At 71.5% G+C, this 25,774-nt stretch carries 19 protein-coding genes and 1 riboswitch; of the genes, 13 read left to right on the top strand and 6 right to left on the bottom strand.

Annotated features, from left to right (window positions below):
* Positions 1 to 31 precede the first annotated feature (31 nt).
* Both ACLJT4_RS37810 and ACLJT4_RS37815 read left to right on the top strand, forming a co-directional pair.
* Positions 32 to 1,198, top strand: a complete 1,167-nt coding sequence (locus ACLJT4_RS37810; RefSeq protein WP_411129552.1) for a sensor histidine kinase — start codon at positions 32 to 34, stop codon at positions 1,196 to 1,198.
* On the top strand, positions 1,195 to 1,881 hold the full coding sequence (locus ACLJT4_RS37815; RefSeq protein WP_411129554.1) for a response regulator transcription factor: 687 nt from the start codon (positions 1,195 to 1,197) through the stop codon (positions 1,879 to 1,881). The genes ACLJT4_RS37810 and ACLJT4_RS37815 overlap by 4 nt, the downstream gene beginning before the upstream one ends.
* A gap of 598 nt (positions 1,882 to 2,479) precedes the next feature.
* Here the strand turns inward: ACLJT4_RS37815 and ACLJT4_RS37820 are convergent.
* Complete coding sequence (locus ACLJT4_RS37820; RefSeq protein ID WP_411129556.1) at positions 2,480 to 3,490, bottom strand: sucrase ferredoxin; 1,011 nt, start codon at positions 3,488 to 3,490, stop codon at positions 2,480 to 2,482.
* A gap of 470 nt (positions 3,491 to 3,960) precedes the next feature.
* Here ACLJT4_RS37820 and ACLJT4_RS37825 point away from each other — a divergent pair, with 470 nt between their 5' ends.
* Positions 3,961 to 5,079 (top strand): CobW family GTP-binding protein, encoded by a 1,119-nt coding sequence (locus tag ACLJT4_RS37825; protein WP_411129558.1) that lies wholly within the window; start codon positions 3,961 to 3,963, stop codon positions 5,077 to 5,079.
* Between the two features lie 198 nt (positions 5,080 to 5,277).
* Here ACLJT4_RS37825 and ACLJT4_RS37830 read toward each other — a convergent pair whose 3' ends face one another.
* Positions 5,278 to 7,722 carry a DNA topoisomerase (ATP-hydrolyzing) subunit A gene (locus tag ACLJT4_RS37830; protein ID WP_411129560.1) on the bottom strand — a complete coding sequence of 815 codons (2,445 nt, stop codon included), beginning with the start codon at positions 7,720 to 7,722 and terminating at the stop codon, positions 5,278 to 5,280.
* A gap of 326 nt (positions 7,723 to 8,048) precedes the next feature.
* On the opposite strand from ACLJT4_RS37830, the gene ACLJT4_RS37835 reads away from it, so the two are divergent.
* From ACLJT4_RS37835 to ACLJT4_RS37850, 4 genes are all read left to right on the top strand, one after another.
* Positions 8,049 to 9,389 (top strand): M16 family metallopeptidase, encoded by a 1,341-nt coding sequence (locus ACLJT4_RS37835; RefSeq protein ID WP_016572943.1) that lies wholly within the window; start codon positions 8,049 to 8,051, stop codon positions 9,387 to 9,389.
* Positions 9,390 to 9,415: 26 nt separating this feature from the next.
* Positions 9,416 to 10,798, top strand: a complete 1,383-nt coding sequence (locus ACLJT4_RS37840; RefSeq protein ID WP_411129612.1) for a M16 family metallopeptidase — start codon at positions 9,416 to 9,418, stop codon at positions 10,796 to 10,798.
* Positions 10,799 to 11,095: 297 nt separating this feature from the next.
* Positions 11,096 to 11,252: riboswitch (cyclic di-AMP (ydaO/yuaA leader) on the top strand.
* 12 nt (positions 11,253 to 11,264) lie between these two features.
* Positions 11,265 to 12,065, top strand: a complete 801-nt coding sequence (locus tag ACLJT4_RS37845) for a M23 family metallopeptidase (RefSeq protein WP_411129562.1) — start codon at positions 11,265 to 11,267, stop codon at positions 12,063 to 12,065.
* A gap of 284 nt (positions 12,066 to 12,349) precedes the next feature.
* Complete coding sequence (locus ACLJT4_RS37850; protein ID WP_411129564.1) at positions 12,350 to 13,036, top strand: GntR family transcriptional regulator; 687 nt, start codon at positions 12,350 to 12,352, stop codon at positions 13,034 to 13,036.
* Positions 13,037 to 13,413: 377 nt separating this feature from the next.
* On the opposite strand, the gene ACLJT4_RS37855 is transcribed toward ACLJT4_RS37850, so the two are convergent.
* On the bottom strand, positions 13,414 to 13,695 hold the full coding sequence (locus ACLJT4_RS37855) for an HPr family phosphocarrier protein (RefSeq protein ID WP_016578898.1): 282 nt from the start codon (positions 13,693 to 13,695) through the stop codon (positions 13,414 to 13,416).
* Between the two features lie 197 nt (positions 13,696 to 13,892).
* On the opposite strand from ACLJT4_RS37855, the gene ACLJT4_RS37860 reads away from it, so the two are divergent.
* The 4 genes from ACLJT4_RS37860 (at position 13,893) to ACLJT4_RS37875 (ending at position 19,358) form a co-directional block, all read left to right on the top strand.
* Positions 13,893 to 16,778, top strand: coding sequence for a GNAT family N-acetyltransferase (locus tag ACLJT4_RS37860; RefSeq protein ID WP_411129567.1), 2,886 nt, complete (start codon positions 13,893 to 13,895; stop codon positions 16,776 to 16,778).
* A 38-nt stretch (positions 16,779 to 16,816) separates the two neighbouring features.
* Positions 16,817 to 17,410: a DUF5998 family protein gene (locus tag ACLJT4_RS37865; RefSeq protein ID WP_016571516.1), complete on the top strand. Its 594-nt coding sequence runs from the start codon at positions 16,817 to 16,819 to the stop codon at positions 17,408 to 17,410.
* Positions 17,410 to 18,600, top strand: coding sequence for an alkaline phosphatase family protein (locus tag ACLJT4_RS37870; protein WP_411129569.1), 1,191 nt, complete (start codon positions 17,410 to 17,412; stop codon positions 18,598 to 18,600). Before ACLJT4_RS37865 ends, ACLJT4_RS37870 begins: the two co-directional genes overlap by 1 nt.
* Positions 18,601 to 18,686: 86 nt before the next feature.
* Complete coding sequence (locus tag ACLJT4_RS37875; protein WP_411129572.1) at positions 18,687 to 19,358, top strand: thymidine kinase; 672 nt, start codon at positions 18,687 to 18,689, stop codon at positions 19,356 to 19,358.
* 61 nt (positions 19,359 to 19,419) lie between these two features.
* On the opposite strand, the gene ACLJT4_RS37880 is transcribed toward ACLJT4_RS37875, so the two are convergent.
* Positions 19,420 to 20,193, bottom strand: a complete 774-nt coding sequence (locus tag ACLJT4_RS37880; RefSeq protein WP_044379893.1) for a VOC family protein — start codon at positions 20,191 to 20,193, stop codon at positions 19,420 to 19,422.
* Between the two features lie 250 nt (positions 20,194 to 20,443).
* Here ACLJT4_RS37880 and ACLJT4_RS37885 point away from each other — a divergent pair, with 250 nt between their 5' ends.
* Entirely contained in the window at positions 20,444 to 21,283 is an 840-nt protein-coding gene (locus ACLJT4_RS37885; protein ID WP_411129574.1) for a sulfurtransferase, read from the top strand.
* A gap of 110 nt (positions 21,284 to 21,393) precedes the next feature.
* Here the strand turns inward: ACLJT4_RS37885 and sepH are convergent, their stop codons facing one another.
* Positions 21,394 to 22,446, bottom strand: a complete 1,053-nt coding sequence (gene sepH, locus ACLJT4_RS37890) for a septation protein SepH (protein WP_411129576.1) — start codon at positions 22,444 to 22,446, stop codon at positions 21,394 to 21,396.
* A 496-nt stretch (positions 22,447 to 22,942) separates the two neighbouring features.
* On the opposite strand from sepH, the gene ACLJT4_RS37895 reads away from it, so the two are divergent.
* On the top strand, positions 22,943 to 24,079 hold the full coding sequence (locus ACLJT4_RS37895) for a hypothetical protein (RefSeq protein ID WP_411129578.1): 1,137 nt from the start codon (positions 22,943 to 22,945) through the stop codon (positions 24,077 to 24,079).
* A gap of 121 nt (positions 24,080 to 24,200) precedes the next feature.
* Here ACLJT4_RS37895 and ACLJT4_RS37900 read toward each other — a convergent pair whose 3' ends face one another.
* Entirely contained in the window at positions 24,201 to 25,541 is a 1,341-nt protein-coding gene (locus ACLJT4_RS37900) for a D-arabinono-1,4-lactone oxidase (RefSeq protein ID WP_411129580.1), read from the bottom strand.
* Positions 25,542 to 25,774: the final 233 nt, after the last annotated feature.

Raw genomic sequence — 25,774 nt, forward strand, 5'->3', positions numbered from 1 at the left:
GCCCCTGCGCCCCGCACTGAAAGGACCCGACGTGCCGCCGAACGCCTGGACGAGATGGCCGCTGCGGGAGTCACTCACCCATGAGGGCCTGAGTGAGACTCGTCTGTGGATCGGCCGCGGCATCCGCGTCCTGGCGATCGCCGGCATGCTTTGGGCCACCTTCGGGAGGGGCACCTTCGACGGCTGGGGGCTGGCTGCGGCAGGAGCCGCATTGGGCATCGCCGTGGTGGCGTTCCGGGGCTTCTTCCGCATGACGTTGCAGCGGCGGCTCTGGCCCTCCATCGGATTGTTCGTCGTTCTGGAGGCCGCGGCTTTCGGCTTCTTCCTGGTCGGCGCCCGTCTGCCGGCGATCGTGCTGTGGTGCGCCTGCGCCCTGACGGCGATGGAACGACTGCCCCTCAGGGCCGCGGTGCTGTGCTCTGCCGTCGCACTCGGTGCGTTCGCCGCGGTGAACAACGACAACTGGCTGACCACTACGGCGACTGCCGTGGGCCTAGCCCTGGCCGGCTATGTCGTCCGCCTCGATGCCGAGGCGCGGGGGAACGCTCAGAGGCTGTTGACTCAGGAGCGTGCGGCCCGTAAAGCCGAGGCCGAATCGGCAGCGCTCGCCGAACGGGGCCGGATCGCACGCGAGATCCACGACATCCTCGCGCACAGCCTCAGCGCCCAGTTGGTGCACCTGGAGGCGGCCCGGCAGTTGATCCAGCGCAGCGCCGACCTGGAGGTAGACCGTGATCAGCTCCTGGAGCGGGTGGTGGCCTGCCGTGGAATGGCGCGAGAAGGGCTTGACGGCACGCGTGAGGCCCTTTCTGCACTGCGTGGAGAGATGTCCCCGGTCGAGGACTTCCTGCGCCGTCTGGCGGCCGCTGAAGGCGCGCAGCTGGACGTCGTCGGCGAGCAGCGCGCACTGACCGCGGAGGCGGGGCTCACGGTGCGACGGGTCGCGCAGGAGGCGCTGACGAACGTGCGCAAGCACGCACCGGGTGCCCAGGTCCGGGTGCGGTTGGAGTACGCCGACGACAACGTGGGACTGGTGGTGCGTGACTGGGGCGGTCGAGGCAAACCGGGGGAGCTCGGGCAGAGCGGTTCCGGGTACGGTCTCCGCGGGATGCGGGAGCGGGCCGAACTCCTCGGCGGAACTCTGGAGTCCGGCCCTGATGAGGAGGGTTTTGTGGTGCGGTTGTGGGTGCCGGCATGACGGCACGTACTACGGCGCGCGTGGTCGTGGCCGATGACCAGACGGTGGTCCGCGAAGGCATCGTGATGCTGCTGGGACTGCTGCCGGGCATTGAGGTTGTCGGTTCGGCCGCCGATGGTGACGAGGCCGTCCGCATGGTCGCTGAACTTGGCCCCGATGTTGTCCTCATGGACTTGCGGATGCCGCGCTGTGACGGTGTTGAAGCCACCCGCCGCATCCGCACGGATCACCCGGGAACCCAGGTCGTCGTGCTCACCACGTATGCCGACGACGACTCGCTCTTCCCTGCCTTGCAGGCCGGCGCTCGCGGATACCTCACCAAGGACGCGGACGGGGACGAGATCGTCCGCGCCATCGACGACGTGCTCTCGGGCGAGGCCGGGTTGTCCCCGAAGATCCAGCGCCGCCTGCTGGAACGCATCGCCGAACCTGCCCCGAGCCGCCCCTCACCACCCGACGAGCCCCCGGACGGGCTCACGGCTAGGGAGGTCGACGTCCTACGTCTCGTTGCGGGAGGGCAGACCAATCCCGAAATCGCCCGGACGTTGCATGTCTCCACAGCGACCGTGAAGACCCACATCAACAACCTCTTCGCCAAGGCCGGACTGCGCGATCGGGCGCAGGCGATTCACTATGCCTATCGGCACGGCCTTGCCGATCCTCCAGGTACGTCCGCGCCGTGACCGGTTGGGGTGACTCCTCTTCGCTGCAGGACGAGCCGGCGCGGTTGGTGGCGGCGGTTCGGCGGTTCTGATCTGAGTTTTACGCCGGAGGCAGTCTGCAGAGACGGACGCAGGGCGGCGTCCACTTCGTCGGGCCTCGGCCAGGGCTCTTCGAAGCATGGTCAAGCCGGTGCCAGGAGCGGAGTTGGGGTTATCCACAGCCTCTGCGGTGGCGAGTTGGGTGTGCGTAATCTCGCGAGGTCATGTGCGAGAGCCAGTGGGTGTCTCGTGCCCGTTCGTCACGCCGCGGATCACCGTGCGTGGACGCGTGACGGAACCAGCTGAGTGCGCGCGATGGCCGCGTACGGAGGGGAGCGCAGGCATGTGTGCTGTGGTGGGTCGTGCAGGGGCGGCCGGAACGGTGGTGCGAGGCACCGGGTATCGGGCCATCGGCTTGCGCGCCGCAGGGCTGGTGTTGGGGCTCGGATGTGGCGCTGCGCTGGGACTGGCCCTGGGGGTCGTGTTGGCTCGTGCCGTTGGGGCACATGGGGGGCCAGCCGGCGAAACGCGGCAATCGAAGCGGAGTGGGGAGGCGGCCGGGCCAGAACCGCCCCAAACGTCAGCGCGGCGGCCGAGCGGGTACGAGAGGCATCCCGGCGGCAGCGCTGCCCGCAAGAGCAGTGATGGACGCGACCGCCATACGCGTCGGTGGACCGAGCGGCGCACCACAGCTGGCGGGCGCCGGAGCACCATCGGTCCGCTGGTCGATTACCACGCGCCAGGCGCGGCTGTCGGTGTGCGCGACAGTAATCGCCCAACTGCGAACGGAGCCCGCAGCCGCCCCGGCAACGGGAGGCTCGCCGTCGGCATCCCCCGGTTCGGGCCGCACCGAGTCGGTCCCTACGACGTCGAGTGCGTCCGCGCGGCATTCCCGAAGCAGTTCGCGGACCGCGAGGTCAGCGGCCTGGGCCGGTCGGTCCCACGTCGAGCGGCCGCGGCACTGATCGAGGGCGACGAGGCCACCACGCGCCGCTTCCACGACATTCTCGACGAGCTCAGCCGAGACGCGACCGTAGGCGTAGCCGTAGGGGAGGACGAAAAGGGTGGGGGAGAAACGGTGGCCACCGATGTGCGTCACCTCCCAGGTCACGCAGCCCTCGGCGGCCAGGCGGGCGGCCAGCGGGCGGCCGAAAAGAGCGCAACAGCGATCCCGTTTGCCGTTGGTGCACACCAAGACCACAGGTTCGCCGGTGTAGGGCTCCCAAAGGCCACGATGGTCTCCGGCTCCCGCGGCGCTGAAATCCAGGCCGAGCGCAGCCCGCACATCGGTGACGGTGGTGGTGCGGATCCAGGAGTGGCCCGGCGCGGTGTGCGCGAGAAAGAGCCGGCGTCGGGGAGCGCCGTGAAGGTCGGCGTGGCGTCCGGGACGGCGGATGAGAGCAACACGTACGCCAGTGCCGTCTGCCGCGGCTTCCAGGGCCCGGCCGAGGTCCGGGTCGAAGTGGCTGTCCGTCAGCGCTTTGGCACCCCACGGCCCGGTTTGTTCGATCAGAAGCCAGGTCCGGGCGGTGGCTGCCGTTCCGGCGAGGGGTTCGGCGGCGTCGAGGGAAGCGCTGGTGCATGTGCTCACGAAGGTGAGCCTAACCCGGAGCTCCATGTCCGGAATGCCGGAAGAGTGGCGAGGCAAGCTACGACCAGTGGCGGTGGCGTGTGCGGCTTCCGGTACAGCGGAGTCGGGCACGGAGGCCGACGGCTGCGGCGCCGACCGGTGAGCGCGAGGCGCCGGCGGCCAGCGTCAGCCAAACCCCCTGTGGAACAGCGGAAGCCCTGAGCACGGGGTGAGCGGCCTGCTTCATATGGTCGGCGCGGTAGCCCTTCCAAGTCGGCAGGGTTCGAAGGTGTGAGTGCGCCTTACGAGGTGGTCGGGGGCGGCCGGGTGCCCGCTGCGTCATGGCGGGTGGTCGCGATCGTGGCCCGTTTGGCCCGGGTGGATCGAATGGGGTGAAGCAGGTCGGACCGCGACGTAGGTGGTCCGTTACGATCGACAGCCGTCCGCCACCGGGCCGTGCGGCCCGCCGCCCGCTCCATGGAGGCGCTCCCTTGGCCACGCAACAGATCCCGGTCGTCGTCCTCGCGGGCTTCCTGGGGTCAGGCAAGACCACCCTCCTCAACCATCTGCTGCGTGCTGGCGACGGCACCCGGATCGGCGCGATCGTCAATGATTTCGGCAGCATCGAGATCGATGCCATGACGGTCGCCGGGCAGGTGGACTCGATGGTCTCGCTCGGCAACGGGTGCCTGTGTTGTGCGGTCGACACCAGCGAGTTGGACGACTATCTGGAGCGGTTGGCTCGCCCTGCCGCGCGTATCGACGTGATCGTCATCGAAGCCAGCGGGTTGGCCGAGCCGCAGGAGCTCATCCGGATGATCCTTGCGAGTGACAACGACCGCATCGTCTACGGAGGGCTGATCGAGGTCGTCGATGCCGCGGAATTCGACGACACCCGTGCGCGGCACCCCGAACTCGACCGGCACGTGGCGATCGCCGATCTCGTGGTACTCAACAAGGCCGACCGGATCGAGGACGAGGCGCGTCACGAGCTCATCGGCAGGCTCGCAGATCTTGCTCCTGGCCGGCCGGTGCTCTGTACGGCCTTCGGGCGGATCGATCCGGAGATGTTCTTCGACCGCGGGCCTGGGGAGGACCGCGATGCCACCGTACGCCAGCTGTCTTTCGAAGATCTGCTGCGTGAGGCTTCTGCCGACAGGGTTCCGGGGCGGAGTGAGGAAGCAGGTGATGAGCGTGATCACTTGGGCTGTTACGCATGCGACCACGACCACGACCAAGCCGGGCATCTCCACGCCGCTTACGAAAGCGTGGAGTTCGTGTCCAGCGAGCCGATGCATCCGCGTCGGCTGATGGAGTTCCTCGACAGCCGTCCGGGTGGCCTCTACCGCATCAAGGGGTTCGTCCACTTCGACGTCCCGGAGAACCGCCAGAAGTTCGTGCTGCACGCGGTCGGCAACTTCCTGCGCTTCTATCCCGAGCCCTGGGCGAAGAGGGAGGAGCGGACCACCCAACTGGTGATGATCGGCAGCGGGATCGACGCCCCGGCGTTGCGCAAGGAGTTGGAGAACTGCCGCCAGCTGGTCCCTGAGGAGGCTGACGAGAACAGCATGTGGGGCGTGCTGAGGTACGTGCCTTCACGGGAGGAATGAGGAGGGGGCGGGGGCGGATGTGACTGCCTACTCCGTCCGCTCACCCACGTCGGCCCCTGCCGGCTGGGGCTCGGGGGAAAAACAGACGGTGCCATGCCCCCGGCACCCTCCCCGTCGAGGTGATCGCCCGCCTACGAATGACGCCGCCGAGGTGGCTCTTCACCACCCCGGCGGCGTCGCGTACCCGGTTCGTCGTGGTTACACGGGACCGGCCATTGCTGCCACCTTCGTGGTCAGTGGCATGCCGGAGCCGTCCCGGCGCGGATCCGGTTCCGGCAGTTCCACAGCCGCGCCCTTGGCGTCGGCGGCGCGCACCGGTGCCGAGCCGGCCCAGGCCATCGTCAGGCAGTCCTCGCCCTTGAGGAACCGCTGGCAGCGCACGCCACCGGTAGCTCTGCCCTTGCGCGGGTACTGGTCGAACGGCGTGAGCTTGGCCGTGGCCACCGAATCGTCCAGCGTGCCGTGCGACCCGGCGACCGTGAACACCACGCCGTCCACGGCCGGATCGACCGCCGCGAAGGCGATCACCTTCGCGCCCTGGCCCAGCTTGATGCCCGCCATACCACCCGCCGGCCGGCCTTGTGGCCGGACCTGCGACGCCGGGTAGCGCAGCAACTGCGCCTCGTCGGTGATGAAGACCAGGTCTTCCTCCCCGGTGCGCAGCTCCGCCGCGCCCACGATGCGGTCGCCGTCCTTGAGGGTGATGACCTCCAACTCGTCTTTGTTGGACGGATAATCGGGCACCACCCGCTTCACGACGCCCTGTTCCGTACCGAGGGCCAGACCCGGTGAGGACTCGTCCAGGGTCGTCAGGCACACCAGCTGTTCGCCGTCCTGGAGGCTCAGGAACTCCGAGATCGGGGCGCCACCGGAGAGGCTGGGCGTCGTGGTGTCCGGAAGCTGTGGCAGGTCGATCACCGGCAGCCGCAGCAGCCGCCCGTCGGACGTCACCGCGCCGACCTCACCGCGTGCGGTCGCCGACACCGCCGAGACGATCACGTCGTGCCTGGCGCGCCTGGCGTCGGGATCGAACGCCGTTTCCGCCGTGGTGGTGCGCGCCAGCAACCCCGTGGAGGACAGCAGCACTCGACACGGGTCGTCGGAGACCTCCAGCGGTACGGCGGCGACCGGGGCCCCCGCCGACTCCAGCAGGACCGTCCGGCGCGGCGTGCCGTACTTCTTGGCGACCGCTGCCAGCTCGCCGGAGACCAGCTTGCGCAGTTCGGCGTCCGACTCCAGGATCCGGGTCAGTTCCGCGATCTCGGACTCCAGCCGGTCGCGCTCGGCCTCCAACTCGATCCGGTCGAACTTAGTCAACCGGCGCAGCGGGGTGTCGAGGATGTACTGGGTCTGCACCTCGCTCAGCGCGAAGCGGTCGATCAGGCGCTCCTTGGCCTGGGCGCTGTTCTCGCTGGAGCGGATCAGACGGATGACCTCGTCGATGTCCACCAGGGCGGTCAGCAGGCCCTCGACCAGGTGGAGCCGGTCGCGCCGCTTGGTGCGGCGGAACTCGCTGCGTCGGCGCACCACGTTGAAGCGGTGGTCGACGTAGACCTCCAGCAGTTCCTTGAGGCCCAGCGTCAGTGGCTGGCCGTCCACCAGGGCGACGTTGTTGATGCCGAAGGACTCTTCCATCGGCGTGAGCTTGTAGAGCTGCTCCAGCACGGCCTCGGGGTGGAAGCCGTTCTTGACCTCGATCACCAGCCGCAGGCCGTGCTCGCGGTCGGTGAGGTCCTTCACGTCCGCGATGCCCTGGAGCTTCTTGGTCCCCACCAGATCCTTGATCTTGGAGATGACCTTCTCCGGGCCGACCGCGAAGGGGAGTTCGGTGACGACCAGGCCCTTGCGGCGGGCGCTGACGTTCTCCACCGCGACCGTCGCACGGATCTTGAACGTGCCGCGGCCCTTCTCGTACGCGTCCCGCACCCCGCCCAGGCCCACGATCCGGCCGCCCGTCGGCAGGTCCGGACCGGGCACGAAGCGCATCAGGGCTTCGAGATCGGCGTTCGGGTGCTTGATCAGGTGGCGGGCTGCGGCGATCACCTCGCCGAGGTTGTGCGGCGGCATGTTCGTGGCCATGCCGACGGCGATGCCGGACGTCCCGTTGACGAGGAGGTTCGGGTAGGCGGCGGGGAGGGCGACCGGCTCCTGCTCCTGGCCGTCGTAGTTGGGCGTGAAGTCGACGGTGTCCTCTTCGATGGACTCCGTCATCAGGGACGTCGCCGACGCCATCCGGCACTCGGTGTACCGCATCGCGGCGGGCGGGTCGTCGTTGCCCAGGGAACCGAAGTTGCCGTGCCCGTCCACCAGGGGCAGCCGCATCGAGAACGGCTGCGCCATGCGGACCAGGGCGTCGTAGATCGACGCGTCACCGTGCGGGTGGAGCTTGCCCATCACCTCACCGACGACCCGGGCGCACTTCACGTACCCGCGCTCGGGCCGCAGGCCCATCTCGTTCATCTGGTAGAGGATGCGGCGGTGTACGGGCTTGAGACCGTCGCGGGCGTCCGGCAGGGCGCGCGAGTAGATGACCGAGTACGCGTACTCGAGGAAGGATCCCTGCATCTCGTCGACGACGTCGATGTCGAGGATCCTCTCCTCGAAGTCGTCCGGCGGCGGGGTCTTCGTGCTGCGGCGGGCCATCGCGGCTGCGGCTCCTTCTGCTGCGTCTACTGCCGATGTGTGATCAACGCTGTGGGATCAACGCTATTGGGTCAACGCTTCGGACCAACGCTGGGATCCACGTTGACCGGCCGGCCGGTGGACCGACCGGCGAGTCTGATGAGTCTGACGCGGACCATTGTGGACCGCCCCACTGACAACGCTCACCACGACTCCCCCCTTCCCGCCCCGCCGTGGAGCGCGGCGCACGTTCGGGGCCTTCCTCACGGGAACTTCGCCAGATGCCGGCGCGGTTGCATACAGTGACAGAACTTCCTCGCAAGCGGATCGAAGGGACGTACATGCCCATGGGTCACACGGCCACTGAAGAAGCCGGCTCCGGCGGCCTGACAGCAACCGAGCACCGGCTGGCCAACGGCCTGCGCGTGGTGCTCTCCGAAGACCACCTGACGCCGGTGGCGGCCGTCTGCCTGTGGTACGACGTCGGCTCGCGCCACGAGGTCAAGGGCCGCACCGGCCTGGCTCACCTCTTCGAGCACCTGATGTTCCAGGGGTCCGCGCAGGTGAAGGGCAACGGCCACTTCGAGCTCGTCCAGGGCGCCGGCGGTTCGCTCAACGGCACCACGAGCTTCGAGCGCACCAACTACTTCGAGACCATGCCCGCCCACGAGCTGGAGCTCGCGCTCTGGCTGGAGGCGGACCGGATGGGCTCGCTGTTGGCCGCGCTCGACGAAGAGTCCCTGGAGAACCAGCGCGACGTCGTCAAGAACGAGCGCCGCCAGCGCTACGACAACGTCCCCTACGGCACGGCGTTCGAGAAGCTGACGGCGATGGCCTACCCGGACGGCCACCCGTACCACCACACCCCCATCGGGTCGATGGCCGACCTCGACGCCGCCTCCCTGGAGGACGCGCGGTCCTTCTTCCGTACCTACTACGCGCCCAACAACGCGGTCCTGTCCATCGTGGGCGACATCGACCCCGAGCAGACGCTGGCCTGGGTGGAGAAGTACTTCGGCTCGATCCCCTCGCACGACGGCAAGCAGCCGCCGCGCGACGGCAGCCTGCCCGAGACCATCGGCGAGCAGCTTCGCACCGTGGTGGCGGAGGAGGTCCCCTCCCGCGCCCTGATGGCCGCGTACCGTCTCCCGCATGACGGCACCCGTGAGGCCGACGCCGCCGACCTCGCCCTCACCATCCTGGGCGGCGGCGAGTCCTCCCGGCTCTACAACCGCCTGGTGCGGCGCGACCGCAGCGCCGTCGCCGCTGGCTTCGGCCTGCTCCGGCTGGCCGGCGCGCCCTCGCTCGGGTGGCTGGACGTCAAGGCGTCCGGTGGCGTGGAGGTGCCCGCCATCGAGGCGGCCGTCGACGAGGAGCTGGCCCGCTTCGCCGAAGAGGGGCCCACCCCGGAGGAGATGGAGCGCGCCCAGGCCCAGCTGGAGCGCGAGTGGTTGGACCGGCTCGCCACGGTCAGCGGCCGCGCCGACGAACTGTGCCGCTTCGCCGTCCTGTTCGGCGACCCGCAGCTCGCGCTGACCGCCGTCCAGCGCGTCCTGGAGATCTCCCCGCTGGAGGTGCAGGCGGTCGCCAAGGCCCGGCTGCGCCCCGACAACCGCGCCGCGCTCGTCTACGAGCCCACCGCGCAGACCGACGCCGCCGGCACCGAGGAAGAGGAGGCGGCCAAGTGACCGACGCCACCACCCCCGTGAGCACCATGGAGTTCCACCCGCAGCCGCGCAGTGGTGCCGCCAAGCCGTGGGCCTTCCCGGCTCCCGAGCGCAGCCAGCTGCCCAACGGGCTGACCCTCCTGACGAGCCACCGCCCCGGCCAGCAGGTCGTCGCCGTGGAGATCAACCTCGTCGCCCCGCTGGAGGCCGAGCCCGAGGGCCTCGACGGCGTCGCCACGATCATGTCCCGGGCCCTGTCCGAGGGCACCGACAAGCACACCGCCGAGGAGTTCGCCGCCGAGCTGGAGCGTTGCGGCGCCACCCTGGACGCGCACGCCGACCACCCCGGCGTACGGGTCTCCCTGGAGGTCCCGGCGTCCCGGTTGCCGCGCGCGCTGGGCCTGCTCGCCGACGCGCTGCGTGCCCCCGCCTTCCCGGACGGGGAGGTCGAGCGGCTGGTCGGCAACCGCCTCGACGAGATCCCGCACGAGCTCGCCAACCCCGCCCGGCGGGCCGCGATGGCGCTGTCCAAGGAGCTCTTCCCGGCCACCTCCCGGATGTCCCGGCCCCGTCAGGGCACCGAGGAGACCGTCGCCCGGATCGACGCGGCCGCCGTCCGCGCCTTCTACGACGCGCACATCCGCCCCGCCACCGGCACCGCCGTCATCGTCGGTGACTTCACCGGCGTCGACCTGGACGCCGCGCTGGCCGACACCCTGGGCGCTTGGACGGGTTCCACCGCCGAGCCGCAGAAGCCGTCCCCGGTCGTCGCGGACGACACCGGCCGCGTCGTGATCGTCGACCGCCCCGGTGCCGTCCAGACCCAACTGCTCATCGGCCGGATCGGCGCGGACCGGCACGACCGGGTGTGGCCCGCCCAGGTGCTCGGCACGTACTGCCTCGGCGGCACCCTCACCTCCCGTCTGGACCGGGTGCTGCGCGAGGAGAAGGGCTACACCTACGGCGTGCGCGCCTTCGGGCAGGTCCTGCGCTCCTCGGCGCCGTCCTCCCCGGAGGGCGCGTCCGGCGCCGCCATGCTCGCCATTAGCGGGTCGGTGGACACCGCCTCCACCGGGCCGGCGCTCCAGGATCTGTGGACGGTGCTGCGCACTCTCGCCGCCGAGGGGTTGACGGACGCCGAGCGCGACGTCGCCGTGCAGAACCTCGTCGGCGTCGCGCCGCTGAAGTACGAGACCTCTGCCGCCGTCGCCGGCACGCTGGCCGACCAGGTGGAGCAGCAGCTCCCCGACGACTACCAGGCGCAGCTGTACGTCCGGCTCGCGGAGACCGGCACGGTCGAGGCGACCGCCGCGGTCGTCAACGCCTTCCCGGTGGACCGGTTGGTGACGGTCCTGGTCGGTGACGCAGCGCAGATCGTCGAGCCGGTCAAGGCGCTGGGCATCGGAGAGGTGACGGTCGTCAGCGGCTGACCCCTCCTGTGACGGGGCGTCATCCAACGCCTCGTCAGTCCTCGACAAAGCGGCTCCCGTGGCGGTCACTTGCCACGGGGGCCGCTTCGTTCGTGCGCCCGTGGGACCACCGGTCCGGAACCTGCGGCTCCGGTCAGCCGCCGACGTGATGGGGCGATGGCGGCCGGTCGGTTGCGTCGGTTGCCCGATTCGCGTGTGGCGTGGCGCACAAAAATCCGGTTCTGTTTGCCGATTGAAAGTTGTCCCGATTAGCGTCGGTCCGGCTGTTCGTCACAAGTCCGCCACGACAGTGGCACCGGACAGCCATCGCCGAGTCCCCGTACGGCGCGAGCCAGGGGAGCCGGGGACCCAACCGTCCCTTGGGGTGAATCGGACCCCTCTCCGGAGGAGCCCGTAGGAGACCTTCCTGCTCCGAACCCGTCAGCTAACCCGGTAGGCGAGAGGGAAGGAAAGGACCAGCCAGTACATGGCGTTCACCCGTGCCACCGGGAAGCACCGCCGTGCGAGCCGCACCGCTCGCACCACCCGCAACCTCGCCGGCATAGCCACCCTCGCGGCCTCCGGTGTCGTCGCCTCCGTCGCGTCGCCCGCCCTGGCCGCGACGGACGAGTCGGCCCCGCATGACACCGGCCTCCAGCAGGCGGTCGTGATGGGCGATGAACTCGCCGGCCGGATCGAGGCGCAGGCCGACGCGCAGCAGGCGGCCGCCGAAGCCTCCGCGGCCCGCGCGAAGGCCGAGGCCGAGGCCGTCCGGCTGGCCGACGCGGCGAAGAAGAAGGCCGACGAGGCGAAGAAGAAGGCGGACGAGGAGCGCGCGGCCAAGGTGCGCGCCGCTCGCGAGGCCGAGCGCAAGCTCCTCAACACCTTCGTCGCCCCCGTCACCGGCTCCTACGTCTCCACCGGGTACAAGGCGTCCAGCGGACTGTGGTCCTCCGGTAGCCACACCGGCATCGACTTCCACGCCGCCTCTGGCACGTCGGTCCACGCCGTGGGCGCCGGCACCGTCGTCGAAGCCGGCTGGGGCGGCGCGTACGGCAACAACATCGTGATCCGGATGAACGACGGCACGTACACCCAATACGGTCACCTTTCGTCGATCGGGGTGACGGTCGGCCAGTCCGTCACCCGGGGCGAGCAGATCGCCCTCTCCGGCAACACCGGCAACACCACCGGCCCGCACCTCCACTTCGAGGCCCGGACCGGCCCCGACTACGGCTCGGACATCGACCCGATCGCCTACCTCCGCGCGCACGGCGTCAGCGTCTGATCCGACCGCGAACCTCTCCGCCGCAGTACCGTCCCCCGGAGCCCCGGCCCACCACCTGGTGAGCCGGGGCTCTGCTGTTGCCCCAGGGCGGGTGGCCCTCCCCCTGGCCGCGCGGGCGCTTCCACATAGCCATCGACCCGCCGCCCGAATGGCGTCCCGTCCGCCGTCCGAAAAGCGCCCATGAATTCTCGACCTCGCGAGAGGAAAAGCGCGCCGGTCGAATACAGTCGGGGAAAGCCGTCGAACGGCGGCGGTTTCCGGCGATTACGGTGGAGGCGCAGACGATGCGAGGTCACATTTCCGCGCATGCGGTGTGCACGGCAATCCGCGACGACATCGTCTCGGGAGCGCTCGTGCCGGGAAGCCGGCTGATCGAGGACGTTCTCGCCACGCGGTACGGCGTTTCCCGGGTCCCGGTGCGGGAAGCGCTGCGCACCCTCCAGTCCGAAGGATTCGTCACCACGCGCCTGCACGCGGGTGCCTGCGTCGCCGAACTCACCGAACGGGAGGCCGTCGACCTCCTCGACATCCGGGCCGCCCTGGAGCCGCTGGGCGCCGCCCGCGCGGCCGCCCGCCGCAGCGCCGCCCACCTCAAGGTGTTGCGCGGCCTGGTGCGACTCGGTCGTGAGCGGGTCCGGTACGGCCACCCCGCGGACCTGCACCAACTGGACGCCTGGTTCCACGAAACGCTCGCCCAGGCCGCCGGCAGCCCCAGCCTCGGCGCCCTGCTCATGCAGCTGCGGCGCAAGATCGACTGGATGTACGTCGTGGAGCCGCCCGCCCGCCCCTCCGCCTCCTGGGACGAGCACGGCGCCGTGCTGGACGCCGTGGTCCGTGGTGACGCGGAGCGGGCGCGCGCCCTTATGGCGGCGCACATCGAGCGGTCCCGGCCCGTGTACCGGCTGCGGCGCGCCGCTCCCGCTGTGAGCGAGGCGAAACGGCCCGTCAACACGGCACGCGCCCGCGCTTAACAATCACCCCGTATATAAAAGGGGAGTGGCAGGAATGTGCCGATGTCCTCGGGAATGGCCGGTGCGCGAGAGCGGGAAGTTCGGGAATGGAGAGGCGGCGCGAAAGGGGACGGACAAGTTCGAGCGCGGCCGCGCTGATTTCCGAATCTCGGTATCGGGAACGTGCCGGGCACTGTTCGCGGGCCGGTGAGTCATTTCCGTGCGCGAGGAGATGGCTCGCCCGGCCGGTTGATTCTTTACGCGGGGAATCGAACGAGGGTCGGGCCTCCGCCGCCGTGCAACAGAAAACGACCCCGCCGCAGCAGCCGGACGTCCCGGTTGCCGCGGTGGGGCCGCATCAGGAGAAGGGAAGGAGGGGCGGGTGGCCCCGGTGCTCCTCAGACGGTCTCGGGGAGCTCCTCGAGACCCTCCGCGACCAGCTTCGCCAGGCGGTCGAGCGCGGCCTCGGCGCCGTCCGCGTCGGAAGCCAGCACGATCTCCTCGCCGCCCTGGGCGCCCAGGCCCAGGACCGCGAGCATGGAGGCGGCGTTGACGGGGTTGCCGCCGGCCTTGGAGATCGTCATCGGGACGCCGGAGGCGGTGGCCGCTCGGACGAAGATCGACGCGGGGCGGGCGTGCAGGCCCTCGGCCCAACCGACATTGACGCGGCGCTCAGCCATGGTGTTGCCCTTCAAAGTCGTGACTGTTGTCTAGACCATTCTCGCACGCTGCCAGGAGTGGTCCCGCAGCCCTTCGTCCCGGTTCCCGACCGCCTTGCGGCCCTCTTTCCAGGCCCTCGGACCCGCTGCGGTGGGCCCGGGAAATCGAGCGTACGCACGTCGAGCCGGTTGTCGGTGCCCCGCCGTACGCTGTCCGCATGCAGACGCCGCCGGATCACGCGTACCCGTCCCACTGGGAAGCCGACGTGGTGCTGCGCGACGGCGGGACGGCGCGCATCCGGCCCATCACGCCGGCCGACGCCGAGCGGTTGGTCTCCTTCTACGAGCAGGTCTCGGACGAATCGAAGTACTACCGCTTCTTCGCGCCGTATCCGCGGCTGTCGGACCGGGACGTCCACCGGTTCACCCACCACGACTACGTCGACCGGGTCGGCCTGGCCGCCACCGTGGGCGGCGAGTTCATCGCCACCGTCCGCTACGACCGGATCGACGCCCGCGGGCTGCCCGCCAAGAGCCCGGAGGACGACCAGGCCGAGGTCGCCTTCCTGGTCCAGGACGCCCACCAGGGCCGCGGCGTCGCCTCCGCCCTCCTGGAACACATCGCCGCCGTCGCCCGGGAACGCGGCATCCGTAGGTTCGCCGCCGAGGTGCTGCCCGCCAACACCAAAATGATCAAGGTGTTCACGGACGCGGGCTACACCCAGAAGCGCACCTTCGAGGACGGCGTCGTCCGCCTCGAATTCGACCTCGAACCGACCGAGCAGTCCTTGGCCGTGATGCGCGGCCGCGAGCAGCGCGCCGAGGCACGCTCCGTCCAGCGGCTGCTCGCACCCGGCTCGATCGCCGTCGTCGGCACCGGACGCGCCCCCGGCGGCGTCGGCCGCACCGCCCTGCGCAACATCCTCGACGCCGGTTTCACCGGCCGGGTGCACGCCGTCAACCACGCCTTCCCCGAGGACCTGCGCCGTCTGGAGCCCGAGGGCGTCCCCGCCGCCCGCACGCTGCGCGACATCCGCGAGCCGGTCGACCTGGCGGTGATCGCCGTCCCCGCGGACGCCGTCCCCGACGTCGTCCGCGACTGCGGCGAACACGGCGTCCAAGGAGTACTGGTCCTCTCCTCCGGCTACGCCGAGGCCGGTACCGACGGCCGCGAGCGGCAGCGCGCGCTGCTCCAGCAGGCCCGCTCCTACGGCATGCGCCTCATCGGCCCCAACGCCTTCGGTCTGATCAACACCGCCCCCGACGTCCGGCTGAACGCCTCGTTCGCCCCCCAGATGCCCGGCTCCGGCCGGATCGGCCTGTTCACCCAGTCCGGCGCGATCGGCATCGCGCTGCTCAGCGGTCTCCACGAGCGCGGCCCCGGCGACGGCGGCATCGCCGGCATCTCCACCTTCGTCTCGACCGGCAACCGCGCCGACGTCTCCGGCAACGACCTCCTCCAGTTCTGGTACGACGACCCGCACACCGACGTCGCGATCCTCTACCTGGAGTCCATCGGCAACCCCCGGAAGTTCGCCCGGCTGGCCCGCCGCACCGCCGCCGTGAAACCCGTGGTGGTCGCCAAGGGGGCCCGACACCACGGCACCGCCCCCCTGGGCCACGCCGTCCCCACCGTCCGCGTCCCGGACAGCACCGTCGCCGCCCTGATGCGCCAGGCCGGCGTGATCCGCGTCGACACCGTCACCGAACTCATCGACGCCGGCCTGGTGCTGGCCGCCCAGCCACTGCCGGCCGGCCCGCGCATCGCCATCCTGGGCAACTCCGAATCGCTGGCCCTCCTGGCCTACGACGCCTGCCTCACCGAAGGACTGCGCCCCCAACGCCCCCGGGTGCTGCCGTCCGCCGCGACCCCCGAGGACTTCCGCGCCGCCCTGGCCGAAACGCTCGCCGGGGACACCTGCGACGCCGTCGTCGTCACCGCCATCCCCTGGATGGGGGAGGAGGGCACCACCGCCCACGGGGAGAGCGAGGGCACCGCACTCGCCGCCGCCCTGCGCGCCGCGGCCGCCACCAACGCGGGCAAGCCGGTCACCGTCGTCCACCTCGCGATGGACGACCTGGCCGCGACACTCGCCGCCCCACCCGCCCCACCCGCCCCCCACGACCCGCACGCGCCGGAGCCGACCGCCCTACCCCGGAGCGTCACCCCGGGGACCCCGGACCGGGCGCCGGCCCCCGAGGTCCCGGCCGACCCCCGCCCCGTCCGGATCCCCGCCTATCCCGCCGCCGAGCGCGCCGTCCGCGCCCTCGCCGAGGCCGTCCGGTACGCCGCGTGGCGCCGCGCCGCCGCCGAACCAGGCCGGGTGCCCGAGTACGACGACATCCAGGAGGCGGCGGCCGGCGCCGACATCGAGCGGCTGCTCGACCGCCTCACCACCGACATCGCCCCCGGCCGCTCCGTCGCCCTGCCGCCCGCCGACGCCGACGCCCTGCTGGCCCGCTACGGCATCCACCCCCGCCCCACCCTCCCCGCCCCCGACCCGGACGCCGCCGTCCAGGCCGCAGCCCGCCTGGGCTACCCCGTCGCCCTCAAGACCACCGCCCCCCACCTGCGGCACCGTGCCGACCTCGGCGGCGTCCGCCTCGACATCGCCGGCGAGGCGGAACTCCGCCGCACCTACGCCGAATTGACCGACTTCCTGGGTTCCCCCGAAGAGCTGCGACCGGTCGTCCAGGCGATGGTGCCGCGCGGGGTCGACACCGTCGTCCGCGCCGCCATCGACCCCGCTGCCGGCGCGGTCCTCTCCTTCGGACTGGCCGGCGCGCCCTCGCAGCTTCTCGGCGACATAGCTCACCGGCTCATTCCGGCCACCGACCGCGAGGTCAACGAGCAGATCAGGTCGATCCGCAGCGCCCCGCTGCTGTTCGGCTGGCGCGGCTCCCAGCCGGTGGACACCGCCGCCCTGGAGGACCTGCTGCTGCGGGTCTCCCGGCTCGTCGACGACCATCCGGAGGTGGTCGCCGTCGACCTCGAACCGGTCGTCGTCGCCCCGCACGGCCTGGCCGTCCTGGGCGCCTCGGTCCGGCTCGCCCGACCGCCCGCCACCACTGACCTCGGGCCCCGTCGGCTGCCCGTCTACTGAGGGTCTCGCGACCCGTTGGGCCCCGTAAGATGGACCCCATGGCTAAGACCGGTACGACGACCCAGGGGCTGCGCGCGGCGATCGAGCGCAGTGGCTATTACCCGACGCTCGTGGCCGAGGCGGTGCAGGCCGCGGTCGGCGGCGAGCCGGTGGTGTCGTACCTCGTCCACCAGGAGACGACCTTCGACGCCAACGAGGTCCGCCGGCACGTCACGGTCCTGGTCCTGACCGGCACCCGCTTCATCGTCAGCCACACCGACGAGCAGGCCGCCGACGCCACCTCGCCGTCCCCTTACGCCACCACCTCCACGGAGTCCGTCAAGCTCGGCCGGATCTCGTCCGTGGTGCTCAGCCGCGTCGTCGCCAACCCCGAGTCCTACACCCCCGGCCAGCTGCCCCGTGAGGTCGTGCTGACCATCGGCTGGGGCGCCGTCGCCCGCCTCGACCTGGAGCCGGCCAGCTGCGGCGACCCCAACTGCGACGCGGACCACGGCTATACCGGTTCGTCCACCGCCGACGACCTCTCCCTCCGGGTCAGCGAGGCCGGCGACGGCCCGGACTCGGTGCGCGAGACGCTCGCGTTCGCCCAGGCGCTCTCCGAGGCCACCGCGGCCACCACCAGCACCCGCTGATGGTCCACGCCGCCCCCATCTGGCCGGAACCGGAACCGCTCGACCCGCTGACCGCCCCGGTGCCCCGCTACGGCACCGGCTCGCTCGCCGACCTCCTGCCCGCCATCACCGCGGGCCAGGGCCTGCCCGGCGTCGCCACCGACATGGCGCTGGCCCCCGCCGACCGCGCCTGCGTCTTCCTGATCGACGGCCTCGGCTGGGAACTGCTGCGCGCCCACCCGGAGGAGGCGCTGTTCCTCACCTCCCTCCTGGACACGTCGTCCAACGGCACCGGTCAGCCGCTCACCGCCGGCTTCCCGGCCACCACCGCCACCTCCCTCGCCTCGGTCGGCACCGGCCTGCCACCGGGCGCCCACGGCCTGCCCGGCTACACCTGCGAGGACCCGGCGACCGGTGCGCTGATGAACCAGCTGCGCTGGCGCCCGTGGACCGACCCGCACGCCTGGCAGCCGTACCCCACCGTCTTCCAGCTCGCCGACGCCGCCGGCATCCACACCTGCCAGGTCTCCGCACCGGACTTCGCGCAGACCCCGCTCACCCGGATCGCGCTCAGCGGCGGCACCTTCCACGGCCGTCTCTCCGGCGAGGAACGCATGGACCTCGCCGCCGAGCAACTCGCCGCCGCTGACCGCTCGCTGGTCTACACGTACTACTCCGAGGTCGACGGCAAGGGCCACCGCTACGGCGTCGACTCCGACGCCTGGCGCGGCCAACTCCTCTACGTGGACCGGCTGGCGCAGCGCCTGGCCGAACAACTCCCGCCGCGCAGCGCCCTGTACGTCACCGCCGACCACGGCATGATCGACATCCCCTTCGACCCGGAGTCCCGGATCGACTTCGACGAGGACTGGGAACTCCGCGCCGGCGTCCGCCTGTTGGGCGGCGAGGGGCGGGCCCGCCACGTGTACGCCCACCCGGGCGCGGCGGCCGACGTGCTTGCCGTCTGGCGGGAGGTGGTCGGTGACCAGATGTGGGTCGCCAGCCGCGAGGAGGCGATCGCCGCGGGCTGGTTCGGACCGCACGTCGACGACCGGGTCCGCGCCCGGATCGGCGACGTGGTCGCCGCCGCCCACGCCGACATGGCGATCATCGCCAGCGAACGGGAACCGGGGGAGTCGCAGATGGTCGGCCTGCACGGCTCGATGACTCCGGTGGAGCAGTTGGTTCCGCTCCTCGAGGTCCGTACCTGACCCGCGGCCGCACCCGACTGCGCGCCTCCGCATCGTCCGCCCCGCACCGTCCCTTCCGTACGAGCCCGAAAGGCCCGCAAACCCCCATGCCCGAGCTGGTGTTCTTCTCCGGAACGATGGACTGCGGAAAGTCGACACTGGCGCTGCAGATCGAGCACAACCGCTCGACCCGCGGCCTGCAGGGCATGATCTTCAGTCGCGACGACCGGGCCGGCCACGGCAAGCTCTCCTCCCGTCTGGGCCTGGTCACGGAGGCCGTCGAGGTGGTGGACGACCTGGACCTCTACGTCCACGTCGTCGATTCCCTCAGCTCCGGCGGCCGGGTCGACTACGTCATCATCGACGAGGCACAGTTCCTCGCCCCCGGCCAGGTCGACCAACTCGCCCGGGTCGTCGACGACCTCGAACTCGACGTCTTCGCCTTCGGCATCACCACCGACTTCCGCAGCAAGCTCTTCCCCGGCTCCCAGCGGCTGGTCGAACTCGCCGACCGGATAGAGGTGCTGAAGGTGGAGGCCCTGTGCTGGTGCGGCGCCCGGGCCACGCACAACGCCCGCACGGTCGACGGGCGGATGGTCGTCGAGGGCGCGCAGGTCGTCGTCGGTGACGTGCGCAGCGACGGTGCCAGTGTGGAGCGGCCGGCCGAGGTCGGCTACGAGGTCCTGTGTCGGCGCCACCACCGCCGCCGACAGACCGCGGCGACCGCCCGCGCGGCCGCCCTGTCGCCCGACGTCCTGCCGGTCGACGCCCAGCGCTAGCCGCCGGCCCCGAGCCCGGTCCGCCGGACGCTCCTTGGGGCCCGGGCTGCCGCAAGGCCGCTCAGCGCCGTTGGATGATGGCGAAGACCGCGCCCTCGGTGTCGGCGACGGTCGCCACCCGGCCGTGCGCCGAGTCCCGTGCCGACCGCAGCACGTGCCCGCCCAGCTCGACGACCCGGCGCGCGGCGGCGTCGGTGTCCGGCACGGCGAAGTACGTCATCCAGTGCGGACCCCGGTCGCGCGGCAGTGCGTTGCCGACGCCGTGGATGCCGGCGACCGGCTTTCCCTTGATGTGCAGCGTCAGGTAGTCGAAGTCGGCCGACACCACGGCCTCCGACTCGAAGCCGAAGACGTGCTCGTAGAACGGTGCGACGGAGTTCGTCTCCTGGGTGACGAGTTCGTTCCAGACCGGGGTGCCCGGCTCGCCGCTGACCGCGGTGCCCAGCATCGTCCGCCCCTGCCAGACGCCGAAGATCGCGCCCTGGGGGTCGGAGGCGATCGCCATCCGGCCGGCGTCGTCGGCGTCGAGCGGGCCGACGCCCACCGTGCCGCCGCAGGAGCGGATCTGCTCGGCGGTCACGTCCGCGTCGTCGCTGGCCAGGTAGGTGGTCCAGGCGACCGGCAGATGCCGGTCGGCCGCTAGCTCACCGACCCCGGCCACTTCTAGGCCGTCGAGGAAGGCGCGCGCGTACGGGCCGAAGTGTTGCGGTCCCGGACGGAACTCCCAGCCGAAGAGCGCGCCGTAGAACTCCTGCGTCGCGGGCAGGCTGTGCGCCAGGAGGCTCACCCAGCAGGGCGCACCGGGCATCCGCCGGGCTGCTGCCTCGGTCGTCATCGTCACTCTCTCCTCGGAGCATCGGGGTGCTGGCCATGTGCGGTACGGGCGCGGGTCCCGAGCAGATGCTCGCACCCTGTCACTGGGTGTGCGCCCCGGCCGCGCCGTTCACGACGCGTCCACGAGGGAGAATGCCCGTTTTAACGTTGATCTTCCGTTCCGGCGGCATGGCGACGCCCCGTAACTCCGTCATACGGAGGGTGGGCACCCGCCTTCTGTACGTAGTCACCGCTACGCAAGGATGTGTCCCATGAATGCCATCATCACCGCTACCGAACTCGCGAGCGAGTTGGCCGGCCCCGACGCTCCGCTCCTCCTGGACGTGCGTTACCAGTTGGGCGGCCCGCCCGGTCGCCCCGAGTACGAGGCCGGTCATCTGCCCGGCGCGGTCTACGTGGACCTCGACGGCGAACTCGCCGGGACGCCCGGCGCGACGGGCCGGCACCCGCTCCCCGACCTCGCCGCCTTCACCGCCGCGATGCGGGCCGCCGGTGTCGACGCCGACCGTCCGGTGGTCACCTATGACGGCGGTCAGGGCTGGGCCGCCGCCCGCGCGTGGTGGCTGCTGCGCTGGACGGGTCACCCGGACGTGCGGGTCCTCGATGGCGGCCTCGCCGCCTGGCAGGCATCCGGTGGCACCATGAGTGTCGACAAAGTGACTCCGGAGGCGGGTGACTTCACCCCGGCTCCCGGAGCGGTACCGCTGCTCACCGCCGACGACGCGGCCGCACTCGCCCGCCGCGGCGTCCTCCTGGACGCGCGGGCGGGGGAGCGCTACCGGGGCGAGACCGAACCCATCGACCCGGTGGCCGGCCACATCCCCGGCGCGGTGTCCGCCCCCACGACCGAGAACGTCGCCGACGGCACGACGGCCTTCCGGCCCGCCGCCGAGCTCGCCGAGCGGTTCGCGGCGCTGGGTGCCACGCCCGACGCCGAGGTCGGCGTCTACTGCGGCTCCGGCGTCTCCGCCGCCCACCAGGTCCTCGCCCTCGCCGTCGCCGGCATCCCCGCGGCCCTGTACGTCGGCTCCTGGAGCGAATGGTGCGCCGACCCCTCCCGTCCCATCGCCACCGGCCCGCAGCCCGGCTGAGCGGCCGCTGGGGCCCGCCACGGCCCCGCGCAACGACGTCCGCCCGCCCCCGACGTACGGGAGCGGGCGGAACGCCCTGCATGAACAGGGCCGGACGGTGTCGTTCCGGGTTACTCCGGCTTCTTCCTCCGGGTGCCGAAGACGATCTCGTCCCAGCTGGGCACGGCGGCCCGGCGCCCGGGACGCACGCCGTCCGCTTCGGCCTGCCGGTCCGTCGTCCCGGTGAGTCGATCGCGGTGGCCGGCGACGGCCCGCGGCATGAGCACGTCGGCGTACGCGGAACCCGCACCCGCCCCCGCGCTCGCTGCCGGAGCCGGCGGCTCCTCGACCGCGGCCTCCTCGGCCTCGTCCGGCTGTGCCGTCTTGGCGCTCTCCGGGACGACCATGTCACCCCGGAAGCTCGGTACCGCCTCCAGCAGGCTGGTCAGCGAATCCCGCTCCCGCTCGCCGGTGGCCTCCTCGGTCCGGACCTCGCGCTCGCGGTCCTCGCCGGACCGCTCGGGCATCTGCCGGTCCAGTGCACGGTCCAACGGCCGGTCGCGCGGCAACCGGGCGATGCGGGGCACGAACGGGAAGCTCGGCTCGGGGGTGTCGTCGCTCTCGCCGATCAGCGCGCGCGCCTCGTCGTCCACGGCCTGCACCAGGCGGCGCGGCGGGTCGTACGTCCAGGTCGCCGACCGCGGTTCCCCTGCGACCCGGTAGACGAGCAGCACCTCCCAGGTGCCGTCGTCCCGGCGCCAGGAGTCCCACTGCGCGCTGTCCTTGTCGGCGCCGCGCAGCAGCAGTCGCTCCGCGACGGCCTCGCCCAACTGCGGGCCGGTGTTCTCGCCGGGGCGACGGACGGGGGTCTTGCGGGCCCGCTCGGCCATGAATGCCCGCTCGGCCAGTACCGGCCCCTCGAAGCGGCGCACCCGGTCGACGGGGATGCCGGCGAGCTGTGCGACCTCCTCAGCGGAGGCACCGGCTCGTATCCGCGCCTGGATGTCCCGGGGGCGCAGGTGGCTCTCGACCTCGATCTCGATCTGGCCGAGCCGCGCTCTGTCGTTGCGGACGGCGGCGCGCAGCCGCTCGTCGATCGGAAGCGTGTACTCGGTGCTGTCCGCAGCCTTGAGCACCAGCCGTGTGCCGTCGTTGGAGACGGCCACGACACGCAGTTCGGGCATGGGGACCTCCCGGGTGGTGCCTGCCGACGTCACGTGCGTCGCTGCTTCCGCTAGTCGAGTGTGGCCTGCCCGGGTGCAGCCTGCCACAACATTGCCGAGTTGCCCGGCGTGTCGGGGCTTGGCCCAGAAACGCCGTTATGACACGGTTACCAGTTTGCAACGCTCGGTGACCATGCCGCTTCCCCTGTCACCGACGACCCGTGCCGAGCGACGGTAGCCCAGGGAGGGTGTCGCCTTCGGTGCCCCTCCCGCGGGTCCGGGCAGCCGGACGGGAACCGGGGCCAGGGCTCGCCACAGTACTCCATTCGGGCCACCGAAGTGGACCGCCGCGCCGCGGAAGTTCTGGGCGTCCCATGGGGGCAAGTCGCCTTGTCGACCTCTCTACCTGCGGCGAAGGTGGCGTGCTTCACAGATTCCACAGATTCGGAACTAATAGCTCCGCCATTTGGTCACTTCTCCATGCAAGATGGATCGAAGGGGCGATCAAAGGTAGGAGATGGACGAAAAAACCCAAGCCGACACGAAGCAGAAGGAGAAGCGGATCGACCTGAGCCTCGCCCAGGTCTCCGGCAGCGCGCTCGCCGCGGCCGCCGCCGCGTTCCTCGCGGGTCAGCTCGGTGTGTACGGAACCATCATCGGCGCAGGCGTCGTCAGCATCGTCGCCACGACCGGCGGCACGATATTCCAGCACCTGTTCCGGCGCACCGGTGAGCAGATCAAGGAAGCGGCGGTCACCACCAGGCCCAAGCCGCGCCGCGACTCCACCACCCGATCCCAGCCGACCACCAACCCCACGGGGCCCGCCGGTCCCACGATGGTGTTGCCCACCTTCGACAAACACGGCACGGAGGACCCGGTCACCTCCGTCCGGGCCCGAGATCCTGGGCCCGTCACCGCCCGCACCCAGCTGATCCCGCGGGCCCAGCAGCCACCCGGCCCGGATGCGGAAGCGACCCGGCTGATGGCGCGGCCGGCCGAGCAGACCATGGCGCTGGGCCGGGCGGCCCAGCGGGACACGGCGCCGGACGCGACCGCCGTACTGCCCGAGGTCGGTGTGCCCGGCGCCCCGGTGCCCGGCGGCATGCCGCCCGGTACCGAGGAGGCCACTGCCACCTACGGCACCCGGCTGCGCGGCTGGAAGCGGCCGGCACTGGGGGCGCTCGCCGTCTTCGTGCTCGCCATGGGGGCGGTCACCGCCACCGAGTTGCTCGTCGGCGAGTCGGCCAGCGGCAACGGCGGTACCACCATCAGCAATCTCACCACCGGCAACGTCGCCCCGCACCGGCCCAGTACGCCGCAGACCCCGGACCCGGGCCGCTCGACCGGCAACGGCACCGGCCACGACGGCGGCACTCCGTCGCCCGACCCCAGCCGTTCCAGTGGCACCGGCGGCACCGACAGCGGCACCGGCCACCAGGGCGAGAACCCGACGCCGACCCCGAGCGACGGTGCCACCGGCTCCCCCAGCCCCGGCACCTCCTCGTCCCCCGACGCGTCGCCGAGCCCGTCCACCGGGACCGACGGCGGCAAGGGCGACGGCTCCGGTTCGACCGGTGGCGGGGCCACTCCCGGGCACCAGCAGAGCGAGCAGAACCCCGGCGGCCGGCAGTCGCCCGATCCCAACGCACCCTGAACCCCCTGACGAAGGATCGCCCCCGGGCGGCCCGCCCGTCCGGCGGACCACCCACGACCGCGGCCCGGTGCCCCCTCGGGGACACCGGGCCGCGGCGCGTCAGTGACCGGCCGGTCGTCGCTCAGTCCCCCAGTACCTGTCGCAGGTAGCCGTTGGCGAACCGGCGCTCCGGGTCCAGCCGGTCGCGCAGCGCCGTGAACTCGCCGAACCGCGGATAGACCCCGGCGAGGTACGCCGCGTCGCGGGTGTGCAGCTTCCCCCAGTGCGGCCGGCCCCCGTGGGCCGTCATGATCCGCTCGGCGGCCCCGAAGTACGCCTGGTGGGGCGTCCCGCGGTACATGTGCACCGCGACGTACACGGTGTCCCGGCCGGAGGCCGTGGACAGTGCGATGTCGTCGGCGGGTGCCGTCCGCACCTCCACCGGGAAACTGATCTTGAAGTCCGAGCGCTCGACCGTCGCCTTCAGCTCGGTCAGTGCCTCGATCGCCGCCGCCCGGGGGAGTGCGTACTCCATCTCCACGAACCGCACCCGGCGCGGCGAGGTGAACACCTTGTAAGGGATGTCGGTGTACGTACGGGCCGACAGCGCGCGGCTGGAGACCTTCGCGATGCCCGGTATCGCGGCCGGCGCCGCTCGTCCGACCGTGCACGCCACCTGGAAGACGCCGTTGGACAGCAGCTCGTCCTCGATCCAGCCGCTCAGCCGGCCGGGAGGCGCGGCCGGCCCCTGGCTGCGGTTGTTGCGTTTGGTGTTGCAGTTGCCCGTGTGCGGGAACCAGTAGAACTCGAAGTGCTCGTTCTCGGCGACCAGTTCGTCGAAGCGTCCGCTCACCTCGTCGAACGCCATCGGCTCCTCGCGCGCGGTCAGCAGGAACTCCGGCTCCACCGCGAACGTCAACTCGCTGACCACGCCCAGTGCGCCCAGACCCAGCCGCGCCCCGGCGAACACGTCGGGGTTCTCCTCGGCGGAGCAGCGCAGCACCGAGCCGTCGGCGGTGACCAGTTCCAGGGCGGTGATCTGCGCGGCGAGCGATGCGGAGTCCCGGCCGGTGCCGTGGGTGCCGGTGCTGGTGGCGCCCGACACGGTCTGCTCCATGATGTCGCCCATGTTCGTCAGCGACAGGCCGTGCGCGGACAGCGTCTGGTTGAGGTGCTTGAGGGGGGTGCCGGCGGCCACGGTGACGGTGCCTGCCGCACGGTCGATCCGGCGGATCCCGGTCAGCCGCTCGGGACGGATCAGCAGCCCGTCGGTGGCCGCGGCCGCGGTGAACGAGTGCCCGGTGCCGGCTGCTTTGACGGTCAGGCCGTCCGTCGCGGCGGACCGGACGGCGGCCGCCAGTTCCTCGGTGCTCGACGGTGCCACGCTCCGGGCGGGGCGGGCGGTCACGTTGCCCGCCCAGTTGCGCCAGGGCCCTCCCGAACCGCGCCCTCCCGAGCCGCCGATGACGTCGGTGACTGCCATGGTGACGATGCCTCCCCTCCGCGCGGGCCGGCCGTGTTCGGCCGCCGTTGGTCAGCGCATGATGCCAGCCGCCGACGGCGCTTCCAGGAGGGGTGAGCGGAATCACACCACCGGGAAAACGGGCGTAATCGCAAGGCTCCCGGACATCTCGTACCGGCGGTAACAGGGAATTTCCGCGGAGCCGTCGCGAGGGGGCGTCCGCCGGGCGCGAGCGCGGGGAGGCCGGCCGTGCG

This window comes from Streptomyces sp. x-19 (genome assembly GCF_046549115.1).
Lineage (GTDB): Bacteria > Actinomycetota > Actinomycetes > Streptomycetales > Streptomycetaceae > Streptomyces > Streptomyces albulus_C.

Coding starts and splice junctions, on each gene's coding strand:
- ACLJT4_RS37845 (WP_411129562.1), top strand. CDS start 11,265: ATGGCGTTCACCCGTGCCACCGGGAAGCACCGCCGTGCGAGCCGCACC.
- ACLJT4_RS37850 (WP_411129564.1), top strand. CDS start 12,350: ATGCGAGGTCACATTTCCGCGCATGCGGTGTGCACGGCAATCCGCGAC.
- ACLJT4_RS37840 (WP_411129612.1), top strand. CDS start 9,416: ATGGAGTTCCACCCGCAGCCGCGCAGTGGTGCCGCCAAGCCGTGGGCC.
- ACLJT4_RS37875 (WP_411129572.1), top strand. CDS start 18,687: ATGCCCGAGCTGGTGTTCTTCTCCGGAACGATGGACTGCGGAAAGTCG.
- ACLJT4_RS37885 (WP_411129574.1), top strand. CDS start 20,444: ATGAATGCCATCATCACCGCTACCGAACTCGCGAGCGAGTTGGCCGGC.
- ACLJT4_RS37830 (WP_411129560.1), bottom strand. CDS start 7,722: ATGGCCCGCCGCAGCACGAAGACCCCGCCGCCGGACGACTTCGAGGAG.
- ACLJT4_RS37815 (WP_411129554.1), top strand. CDS start 1,195: ATGACGGCACGTACTACGGCGCGCGTGGTCGTGGCCGATGACCAGACG.
- ACLJT4_RS37880 (WP_044379893.1), bottom strand. CDS start 20,193: ATGACGACCGAGGCAGCAGCCCGGCGGATGCCCGGTGCGCCCTGCTGG.
- ACLJT4_RS37860 (WP_411129567.1), top strand. CDS start 13,893: ATGCAGACGCCGCCGGATCACGCGTACCCGTCCCACTGGGAAGCCGAC.
- ACLJT4_RS37835 (WP_016572943.1), top strand. CDS start 8,049: ATGGGTCACACGGCCACTGAAGAAGCCGGCTCCGGCGGCCTGACAGCA.
- ACLJT4_RS37865 (WP_016571516.1), top strand. CDS start 16,817: ATGGCTAAGACCGGTACGACGACCCAGGGGCTGCGCGCGGCGATCGAG.
- ACLJT4_RS37895 (WP_411129578.1), top strand. CDS start 22,943: ATGGACGAAAAAACCCAAGCCGACACGAAGCAGAAGGAGAAGCGGATC.
- ACLJT4_RS37855 (WP_016578898.1), bottom strand. CDS start 13,695: ATGGCTGAGCGCCGCGTCAATGTCGGTTGGGCCGAGGGCCTGCACGCC.
- ACLJT4_RS37870 (WP_411129569.1), top strand. CDS start 17,410: ATGGTCCACGCCGCCCCCATCTGGCCGGAACCGGAACCGCTCGACCCG.
- sepH (WP_411129576.1), bottom strand. CDS start 22,446: ATGCCCGAACTGCGTGTCGTGGCCGTCTCCAACGACGGCACACGGCTG.
- ACLJT4_RS37900 (WP_411129580.1), bottom strand. CDS start 25,541: ATGGCAGTCACCGACGTCATCGGCGGCTCGGGAGGGCGCGGTTCGGGA.